The organism is Flavobacterium sp. (genome assembly GCF_030146175.1).
Taxonomy (GTDB): Bacteria; Bacteroidota; Bacteroidia; order Flavobacteriales; family Flavobacteriaceae; genus Flavobacterium.
This window is the reverse complement of sequence record NZ_JASLCE010000141.1, coordinates 1-10,177: the sequence shown is the minus strand read 5'-3', so window position 1 is coordinate 10,177 and position 10,177 is coordinate 1. Positions and strand designations below refer to the sequence as shown.

The 10,177-nt window shown below is 39.8% G+C and carries 10 protein-coding genes and 1 pseudogene; 6 read left to right on the top strand and 5 right to left on the bottom strand.

The genetic code is table 11. From position 1 onward, the window contains the following. From Q1R07_RS15800 to Q1R07_RS15780, 5 genes and pseudogenes are all read right to left on the bottom strand, one after another. Positions 1-432 (bottom strand): annotated as a pseudogene (locus Q1R07_RS15800) (hypothetical protein); the annotation flags it as partial. A 33-nt stretch (positions 433-465) separates the two neighbouring features. Beyond that, entirely contained in the window at positions 466-1,098 is a 633-nt protein-coding gene (locus Q1R07_RS15795) for a hydrolase (protein WP_300492123.1), read from the bottom strand. Positions 1,099-1,241: 143 nt separating this feature from the next. Continuing rightward, entirely contained in the window at positions 1,242-1,556 is a 315-nt protein-coding gene (locus tag Q1R07_RS15790; protein ID WP_300492122.1) for a phosphoribosylpyrophosphate synthetase, read from the bottom strand. A gap of 8 nt (positions 1,557-1,564) precedes the next feature. Then, positions 1,565-2,560, bottom strand: coding sequence for an alpha/beta hydrolase (locus Q1R07_RS15785; RefSeq protein WP_300492120.1), 996 nt, complete (start codon positions 2,558-2,560; stop codon positions 1,565-1,567). Positions 2,561-2,826: 266 nt separating this feature from the next. Next, a complete protein-coding gene (locus Q1R07_RS15780; RefSeq protein ID WP_300492118.1) occupies positions 2,827-3,009 on the bottom strand; it encodes a hypothetical protein in 183 nt (60 codons plus the stop codon). 288 nt (positions 3,010-3,297) lie between these two features. On the opposite strand from Q1R07_RS15780, the gene tpx reads away from it, so the two are divergent. From tpx to ribB, 6 genes are read left to right on the top strand one after another with little or no spacing between them, the layout of a single operon-like run. Further along, positions 3,298-3,795 carry a thiol peroxidase gene (gene tpx / locus Q1R07_RS15775; RefSeq protein WP_300492117.1) on the top strand — a complete coding sequence of 166 codons (498 nt, stop codon included), beginning with the start codon at positions 3,298-3,300 and terminating at the stop codon, positions 3,793-3,795. 8 nt (positions 3,796-3,803) lie between these two features. After that, the gene (locus Q1R07_RS15770; protein ID WP_300492116.1) at positions 3,804-4,172 is read left to right on the top strand and encodes a diacylglycerol kinase family protein; all 369 of its coding nucleotides are present in this window, start codon (positions 3,804-3,806) and stop codon (positions 4,170-4,172) included. 46 nt (positions 4,173-4,218) lie between these two features. Then, the gene (locus Q1R07_RS15765; RefSeq protein ID WP_300492114.1) at positions 4,219-6,750 is read left to right on the top strand and encodes a DNA translocase FtsK; all 2,532 of its coding nucleotides are present in this window, start codon (positions 4,219-4,221) and stop codon (positions 6,748-6,750) included. Position 6,751: 1 nt separating this feature from the next. Next, a complete protein-coding gene (locus tag Q1R07_RS15760; protein ID WP_300492113.1) occupies positions 6,752-7,396 on the top strand; it encodes an outer membrane lipoprotein carrier protein LolA in 645 nt (214 codons plus the stop codon). A gap of 7 nt (positions 7,397-7,403) precedes the next feature. Further along, the gene (locus tag Q1R07_RS15755) at positions 7,404-8,852 is read left to right on the top strand and encodes an LptF/LptG family permease (protein WP_300492111.1); all 1,449 of its coding nucleotides are present in this window, start codon (positions 7,404-7,406) and stop codon (positions 8,850-8,852) included. Then, the gene (gene ribB, locus Q1R07_RS15750; RefSeq protein ID WP_300492110.1) at positions 8,842-9,978 is read left to right on the top strand and encodes a 3,4-dihydroxy-2-butanone-4-phosphate synthase; all 1,137 of its coding nucleotides are present in this window, start codon (positions 8,842-8,844) and stop codon (positions 9,976-9,978) included. Before Q1R07_RS15755 ends, ribB begins: the two co-directional genes overlap by 11 nt. Positions 9,979-10,177: the final 199 nt, after the last annotated feature.

Here is a 10,177-nt window from a genome sequence, read left to right as displayed (position 1 = left end):
ATCCGCAAAAAGATTCTGGACATTTAGCTGATCTTCATCAATACCTCGTGGGCCATTACTTCTTCCGTCTTGTAGCGCACTCCTAAGCTGGGCGAATATCCGAACGTTTTTTCCCAGATGAATATCGGTATGTAAATCATAACGTTGCAGTAAAAAGCCATTATGACCAATGTTGAGCCTTCCCCAATCTTCATTATTGAAATCAACATATTCATACCGGGCTTCCCCGCCAACTGACATATAAAAACTTTTTTCGGTATTTAAAGGTATGAATTTTAGCTTTTTATAAGTATTTCGAACGGAATCTTTTAGGTATTCATAGTTTTCATCGTAGCGCAAAAGTTTAAAGTTTTGTGCCGACACGATGTTTCCTAATAACAGAAAAAGAATAAGGAACGGGACGTTTTTCGCTATGGATTTTGATGATTTCAATAGAATGAAGGATAAGAGATGGAACGGATTGTATTAGTGTTTTAGCATATTGTGGGCATAATGAATCCCCAAGCCATACGAACCGCCGTGTTTTTTCATTAAGTTGGTCACCGGAACATAGGTTTCCTCGCGTGCCCAGTCTCTTTGAAGTTCCAACAAATACTGGATCGACGTGATTGGCATGGCGCCCGCCTGAATCATTCGTTGTACGGCGCGTTCGTGGGCTTCGATGCTCACATCCCCGCAAGCATCGGTGATTACATATACTTCATAGCCTTCTTCGATAGCCGATAAAGCCGGTCCGACAATACAAACGCCTGTCCACAATCCGGCTAGGACTAATTTTTGTTTTTTTGTAGCGGTAATAGCGGTATACGCTTTTTCATCTTCCCAGGTATTCATCGTCGTACGATCGATATAACCTGAGGATGCAATTGGATAATATTCTTCGATTTCCGGGAAAACCGGTCCGGCAAAACTTTCCTCGGCAACCGTTGTCACAATTGTCGGTACGGAAAATATTTTTGAAGCGCCACAGATAATCGCTACATTGTTTCGTAGTTCGCTTAGTGCGATACTAGTGGTTGCGAATGCCATTTGTCCTTCAAAGTCAATTAATACAAGGGCGTGATTATCCGGAGATAATAAATTTGTTGCTGGTTTCATAGTGCTATTTTTATATTTTATTAGTTATCAGGCGAACAAAGTGCCATGATTTTAAAATGTTGTGATATAGGGTTTTATTATAAAAGGTGATTTTATTTCGTTACGATATTTCGTAATTTTATTAGCGTCTTATTTGTTTTATACTAATGTGTCGCAAGTTTTCGGATCATTTCTGTAGAAAGCGCATCGGCATAGATTCCAAAAGCACTGGTTAAAACACCTTTGATATTGTGAACATCCGATACAATTCCATAAACAATATCTTCATCACCCGGATTGGTATCGCCTTCGAAACGGAAGAGATATTCAATTTTAAACTCGTCCGGTGACATCGATTGCGTATTGTTATTAAAACGGATACAATTTTCGTCCAGATTAAAATTCTGGGTAAAGCCTTCCCGGGTGAGCCATTGTAAGGCTTCGGTAACCGTATCAAAAGCAGGTTGTGTTGAATTCATATCCGGAATTAATTAAAAAGACTTTTTTTCAATTCGGCTGCCGCATAACGGAACAAGGATTTTACCTGAGGCAAATGTGCGAGCGGATTTAATAACCCGAAATCGTGGATCATTCCGTTGTAGCGTACGGTTGTGACTTCAACACCGGCTTCGTCCAACTTGCGACCGAAAGCTTCTCCTTCTTCGCGAAGTACATCGGCTTCTGCCACCTGAATTAGCGTAGGCGGGAAGTTTTTTAATAATTCTAAAGAAGCATTAATGGGCGAGGCATAAATTTCTTCGCGTTGTGCCAGATCCTTTGTATAGTGATCATACATCCATTTCATTAGAGGCGTTGTTAAAAAGCGGTCTTCGCCATATTGCTGATAGGTATCATTTTCGAAATTTGCGGCAACGATAGGCCAGAACATCACTAGTGAAGCGATTTTTGGACCGTTGTTTTCGATGGCTTTTAAAGCAGTTACAGCGGTCATATTACCACCCACGCTATTTCCTACAATCGAAAGTTTGGTTCCGTCTACATTGATTTCGTTTCCGTTTGCAGCAACCCATTTTGTAGCGGCATAAATTTCTTCGACAGCTTGCGGGTAATGCGCTTCCGGCGATGGTGTGTAATTAACAAAAACACCTGTAGCACCTGTTAAAACCACAAGGTCGCGAACCATACGTTTATGTGTCGGATAATCGCCCAAAACCCAGCCTCCGCCGTGAATAAAGATAAAAACAGGAAGTTTTTCGGTAACGCCTTCCGGTTTAACGATATTTAATTTTAGAGTATAACCATCCTGTGTAATCGTTTTTTCCGATTCTTCAATACCGGAATAGTCGACTTCCACCGATTTTTGTGCGCCTACTAATACCTGTCGGGCCGCTTCCGGAGTCATGGTTTCCAATCCGGGTCCGCCCGTATTTAAAGCGGTTAGGAATTTTTTTGTTTCGGCAGAAATTGCCGGATCTTCTGAGAAATGGAATTTTCCGTTTTCATTTGTAAGTACTGTTTTCATGTTCTATATTTTTAAATTAATGAGCTATAGAACACTAGCCAAACAACGTGCCTTTTTTGTTAACTGTTATGTTTACAGTTGTTTATGGTTTTTAAAAAGATTTTTTATTTACGATATATCGTAGATTTATGAGAAGGTAAACGGAGTTTTTATAAAAAGTAGCCTGACCATGCGGATTTTGAATCGGTGCTTAACACCTGACAGGTTTCGAAAACCTGTCAGGTGTTGGAGTGATAACAGAATAAATAACAACTGTTGTTAGTAGGTTATTTACCTCTATACTTTCGTATGATGATCACTATAGAAAAGATAAACGTAATACCATAAATAGCGGCCAAAGCGGGTTTTTCAAATGTATAGGTTTTAAAATCGAATTGCTTAAAGAAGGCTACACCTACAATGATCGCTATGATTGTAAAGACAAAAGAAAGTGATTTTTTCTGTTCCATATAGTTTACTGTTTTATTGATGATAGGGAAGTAAAAATATATAAAAATTTCAAGGGATCGTGATTTTTGAGGCTTTCATTTCTAGTGACTTAGGTCGTATAGTGGGATTGTTTCAAAATAAAAAATCATGATTTTAAAATGAAACCGATAGGGGTGGCATATCCTAATTCGACGTAGGTAACCGTCGGTTTGTCCATGTTCCTGTCCGGAGTTACCGTTTCGGATAAAAACCGGCTTTTATATTTCCGATATAATTTTATACTTTTGAATACTAAAAAAAATGAAACAATGGCACAAATCACTTTACAAGGGAATACCATTCATACCTCAGGAGAATTACCGCAGGTAGGTACACAAGCAAAAGATTTTCAACTGGTAAAAAACGACCTTTCCGTGGCTTCGTTATCCGATTTTAAAGGAAGTAAAGTTGTATTAAATATCTTTCCTAGTGTTGATACGGGTACTTGCGCGGCATCGGTACGTAAATTCAACGAAAAAGCCAGTAATCTGGAAAATACAAAAGTATTGTGTATTTCGCGTGATTTACCATTTGCTCAGGCTCGTTTTTGTGGAGCGGAAGGTTTATCAAATGTGATCAACTTATCTGATTTCAGAGATGGAAATTTCGGAAAAGAGTACGGATTGACTATCGCCGACGGTCCTTTGGCTGGTTTACACTCACGTGTAGTTATTGTAATTGACGAAAACGGAGTGGTTCAGTATAGTGAACAGGTTCCGGAAATCGTTAACGAACCCAATTACGATAATGCTTTGGCAGCACTTTAAACAAGTCAATGAAAAAAGATAATTCCTTTTTTACCGGTCGGCTGAAAAGCCTTGTCTTTGCCTTTAAAGGCGCTTATAAACTGATCACAACCGAACACAGTGTCATGGTTCAGTTTAGCCTGGCAATAGTGGTCACTCTGGCCGGATTTTATTTTCATATTTCAAAAGAGGAATGGCTTATCCAGACCCTTGCGATCGGATTGGTACTTAGTATTGAAGGATTGAATACGGCTGTCGAAAAGATAGCCGATTTTATCCATCCGGACTACCACCAGAAAATCGGTTTTATTAAAGACATAGCCGCCGGAGCTGTATTTTTTGCCGCTATGGCCGCCATAGCTGTGGGATTAATTATATATTTGCCACGGCTAACCTAATTCCAGGCTTACTGCATTTTTTTGCAACATAATTTCGAAATTTTAAATGGCAAAAGCAACAAAAAAAGATACTCCCGATAAAGGGGAAAAAGCAACAAAACCGAAATTTACATGGCACTTATCCCGCCAGTACAAAGTCCTACTCGGGGCTTTACTTGTTTTATTTTCGGTAGCCTTGTTACTCTCTTTTATTTCCTATTATATCTACGGTGATTACGACCAAAGTGCCTTAACCGACTTTGGAGATCGCAGTGAGAAAACTTATAACTGGTTAGGGAAATTTGGAGCGTTCCTGTCCGATTTCTTTTTATACAAAGGATTCGGTGTGGCTTCCTTTTTATTTGTCCGACTATTCTTTTTAGCCGGTGCCTACCTATTGGTTGACTTGTCGCTAGGAAAACTAAAAAAGAGCATTTTCTGGGATTTGTTTGCGATGGTAATTTTATCCATATTATTCGGTTTTTTCTGGAATTATGTCCCGCAGTTAGGGGGAATTATCGGTTATGAAATGAACCTTTTCGTTCAGGATTATCTTGGGAAAACAGGTACTTTTCTGGTACTCCTTTTTGGTATTATTGTCTATCTGATTCTGAAAATAAAAGTTTCTACCGAAGGCATCAAAAATTTCTTTGAAAAAACCAATCAGTCGTTTAACGAAGAATTAAATCAGGATGCTCCGATAGCACAAAACACGGTTATTACACCGGTTCCGCTTCCGGATGAAATCATCGACGAATCGATCGAAATCTCCAACCCGAGTCTGGATTTTAATAGTGAAGAAGACGAAGAAATCTTGTCTAATATCGAATTAAAAACCAAACCTTCGGCTTTTGAAATCGATCAGGAATCATTAAAACCGACTATTGAGCACGCCTCGGAAATCACGTTAAAAACCAAACCGGTAGAACCGGTTGTTCCGATTGTTACGCCTCCGGTTGTACCTACGCCGGTTGTGCCTACATCCGAAATTATCAAAACAGACGACGAACATTTTGTCATCGAAAAAATAGAAGAAGAAACGTTTGTAGAAGAAAATCTGGCGGCTAAGCTAGTGAAGGATTTCGGAGAATTCGATCCAACACTCGATTTGTCGCACTATCAGTTTCCATCAATCGATCTTTTGAAAGAATATAACTCCGGTGGAATTACGATCAACCAGGCGGAACTCGAAGAAAATAAAAACCGTATTGTCGAAACGCTACGCAATTACAAAATCGATATTGCGCAGATCAAAGCAACCGTAGGACCAACGGTAACGTTATACGAAATCGTACCGGAAGCCGGTATTCGTATTTCCAAAATCAAAAGCCTTGAAGACGACATTGCTTTATCGCTGGCGGCTTTGGGAATCCGTATTATTGCTCCAATACCAGGAAAAGGAACCATTGGTATCGAAGTGCCAAACAATTCGCCTACTATGGTTTCGATGAAGAGCGTTATTGGCTCACCGAAATTTCAGACGGCCGAAATGGAATTACCTATTGCCTTAGGAAAAACGATTTCAAACGAAACCTTTGTAGTCGACCTGGCAAAAATGCCGCACCTTTTAATGGCCGGTGCTACCGGACAGGGTAAATCGGTTGGACTAAATGCCGTTTTAACATCGTTATTGTATAAAAAACACCCGGCCGAAGTAAAATTTGTATTGGTCGATCCTAAAAAAGTAGAGCTTACGCTTTTTAATAAAATTGAACGCCATTATCTGGCCAAACTTCCGGACACCGAAGATGCCATTATTACCGATAACACAAAAGTGATCCATACGTTAAATTCACTTTGTATTGAAATGGACAACCGTTACAGTCTGCTAAAAGACGCGATGGTTCGGAATATTAAAGAATACAACGAAAAATTCAAGCTTCGTAAACTAAATCCGGAAAACGGTCACCGGTTCTTACCGTATATCGTTTTGGTTGTCGATGAGTTTGCCGACCTGATCATGACGGCTGGTAAAGAAGTGGAAACACCAATCGCCCGACTGGCACAGTTGGCGCGTGCGATCGGAATTCATTTGATCATCGCAACACAACGTCCATCGGTAAACGTTATTACCGGTATTATCAAAGCCAATTTCCCGGCACGGATCGCTTTTAGGGTAACCTCCAAAATTGACTCCAGGACTATTTTGGACAGTCAGGGTGCCGATCAGTTGATTGGACGTGGGGATTTGCTTTATACGCAAGGTAACGATCTTACCCGCGTACAGTGTGCGTTTGTCGATACGCCTGAAGTAGAAAAAATAACCGAATTTATTGGTTCTCAAAAAGCCTATCCGAATGCTTATTTGCTTCCGGAATACGTTGGTGAAGAAAGTGGCATAAGTCTTGATATTGATATTTCCGATAGAGATTCTTTATTCAGAGATGCCGCCGAGATTATTGTAACCGCACAACAGGGATCGGCTTCTTTGTTACAAAGAAAATTGAAATTGGGATACAATCGCGCCGGACGACTAATTGACCAGCTGGAAGCAGCCGGAATCGTTGGTCCGTTCGAAGGCAGCAAAGCCCGAAGCGTATTGATTCCTGATCTTGTTGCTCTTGATCAATTCTTTGCTAACGAACAAAATGATTTGTAAAATGCGTACTTTTTTTCAACTTGTAATACTACTCTTGTGCGGCTTAACGTTGCAGGCGCAGGATTCCAAAAAGGCAAAAGACCTATTGGATGAAGTTTCGGCAAAAGCCAAAAGTTATGATAACATCGTAATCGATTTTCGTTTTACGCTGCAAAATCAAAAACAAAACCAAAATCAGGATAGCAAAGGGAACCTTACTTTAAAAGGCAACCAGTTTGTTTTGAACTTTATGGGCGTTACCCGTATTTTCGACGGAAAGAAAAATTACACCATTATACCCGAGGACGAGGAGGTGACGATTTCCAAATACAACGAAAACGACGAAAACTCCATTACGCCGTCCAAAATGCTGACGTTCTTTAATTCCGGGTATAAATACAACTGGGACATCCTGCAAAACATTCGTGGGCGAAAAATTCAGTATGTAAAACTAACACCGCTTAGTACCAAGGATAAAACCAAAGAAATACTGTTAGGGATTGATACTCAGACTAAACACATCTATAATAAGATCGAAATTGCGAAAGACGGTACAAAAACAACGCTTACTGTTAATTCTTTTAAAACGAATCAGCCTATTTCGAAAAATCATTTTACCTTTACCGAGAGTAAATATCCTAATTACTACATCAATAAATTAGATTAATTATCGGGTGAAAATATTAGACCGTTACATTCTTAAAAGCTTTCTGATTACCTTTGCTACGGTATTTGTAATCCTTTTTTTTATATTCATTTTACAAGGAATATGGCTCTTTATTGCCGAATTAGCGGGTAAAGACCTCGATGCCTGGCTTGTATTTCAGTTCCTGCTTTTCTATTCGCCAAAAATGATTCCGTTGGTATTGCCACTTTCTATTTTGCTGGCTTCGATTATGACCTTTGGAAGTTTTGCTGAAAATTATGAATTTGCTGCGATGAAATCGTCCGGTATTTCCCTGAAACGGGCGATGCAAAGTTTAAACATCTTTATCGTGTTGCTAAGCTTTGTATCCTTTTTTTTTGCCAACAACGTCATTCCAAAAGCCGAGTATAACTTCGTAAACCTCCGAAAAGAAATTTTTCATACCAAGCCCGCTATGGCTATAGCCGAGGGACTTTTTAATAAAATCGGTAATATTTCTATTAAAGTCGACAAAAAATCCGGTGAAAAAGGGGAGCAGTTGGAAGGTGTAACGATGCACGAAAAATCCAACCTCGGCACCGGTAACAAATCGGTTATTAAAGCCAAAAGAGGTTTGTTGATCAACGAAGAAAACTCGAACATTCTAAAACTGGATTTGTTCGACGGGTATTATTATGAAGATGTGATGCCGAAAAGCTACGAAGAACGCAAAAGAGAACCGTTTGCCAAAGCCGCCTTTAAAAAATACCGGGTCAATATCGATCTGACCGCTTTAAATCCGGTAGATGAAAACGAAAAGATCACCAATACCAACACCATGCTTACCCTGAATGAGTTGAATTTTACGATCGACTCACTGGAAACCAATCTTAAAAAGGATAAACTTTCCTTTGCCGATAATATTATACAGGGAACGGATTATGCCTTAAAACCCAAGCATGGTTCCACAGGAGGCGATCCGAATAAGACGAAAGACCTGTTGTCGTTAATGACACCGGAAATGCAATATAAAGTTCTGGAAGTCGCCAAAAACAACATCATGAGCATGAATTACTCTATCGACAGTAATAGTGCTGATTTACTCGAAAAACAAAAAAATATCAATGTACACTGGATTGTACTCCACGAAAAATTTGTGGTCGCTTTTTCCTGTCTGCTAATGTTCTTTATCGGTGCGCCCTTAGGAGCGATCATCCGTAAAGGAGGACTGGGATTACCAATTGTATTTGCGGTACTTATCTTTATTATTTACCACTTCATCAATACTTTCGGTAAAAAAGTGGCACAGGAAAATGGTATTCCTCCCTTTTTAGGAACCTGGATGGCCTCCATTGTATTAACGCCTCTGGCAATATTCCTAACCTATCGTGCCACCAACGATATTGGTGTCATGATCAATTTTGACTGGATTACCTTGCCGTTCCAAAAACTTTCCGAAAAACTATTTAAAAATAATAACAATCAAAATGGCAACTAACACTAACATACAACTCAACACTATAGAAGAAGCTATTGAAGATATCCGACAAGGCAAAATCATTATTGTTGTAGATGATGAAGATCGTGAAAATGAAGGGGATTTTATCGCAGCAGCTGAAAAAGTTACTCCAGAGATGATCAACTTTATGGCCACACATGGCCGCGGTCTGATTTGTGCCCCCTTAACCGAGGCCAGATGTAAAGAACTTGATTTAAACCTGATGGTGACCAATAATACCGTACTTCATGAAACCCAGTTTACCGTTTCGGTTGATTTAAAAGGGCATGGATGTACTACAGGTATTTCGGTTCACGACAGAGCCAAAACCATACTTTCATTAGTAGACGACAACACCAAACCGGAAGACCTTGGCCGACCAGGGCATATTTTTCCGTTACGCGCCAAACAAGGCGGTGTATTACGTCGTACCGGTCATACGGAAGCCGCTATCGATTTAGCACGTCTGGCGGGCTTAAAACCAGCCGGAATCCTTGTTGAGATCTTAAACGAAGACGGATCTATGGCACGTTTACCACAATTGATGGAAGTCGCCAAACGATTTGATCTTAAAATCGTATCGATTGAAGCATTGGTGGCCTACAGAATGCAACACGACAGTTTGATTCAGAAAAAAGAAGATTTCGAGATTGAAACCCGTTTCGGAACCTTCCGTCTTCGCGCGTATCTTCAGATTACCAACAAACAAGTGCATATTGCACTTACTAAAGGAAGCTGGAGCTCTGGCGAGTCTATCCTGACACGTATCAATTCCACACATGTGAATAACGATATTTTGGGTACGCTTACGAATGATGCCGATAAACGTCTGGATGATATGTTCCGTCGTATCAACGAGGAAGGACGTGGAGCGATATTGTTTATCAACCAGGAAATCCAGTCAGCCGACATGCTAAACCGTTTGTCTGAACTGAAAAACTTACAGGCGCAAGGTGTAAACAAAGCACCTCAAATTAAGATTGATACCAAAGATTTCGGGATCGGAGCGCAAATGCTACACGATTTGGATATCTGTAAGATCCGTTTATTATCCAATTCCGAACAAACCAAGCGTGTGGGGATGATTGGATACGGTCTTGAAATTACAGAATACGTAGGTTTTTAATAAATCCGGATTTTATAAGTTGATCACTATAAGTTAGTTACAAAAGGAATCACTTTTTTTAATGATTTTATAGTATAAAAGACTTGCAAAACCCGGAAAACACACTATATTTGCAACCGCAATCCTATAGCGGTTGTAATATATTGGAGAAATGGCAGAGTGGTCGATTGCGGCAGTCTTGAAAACTGTTGACTGTAAC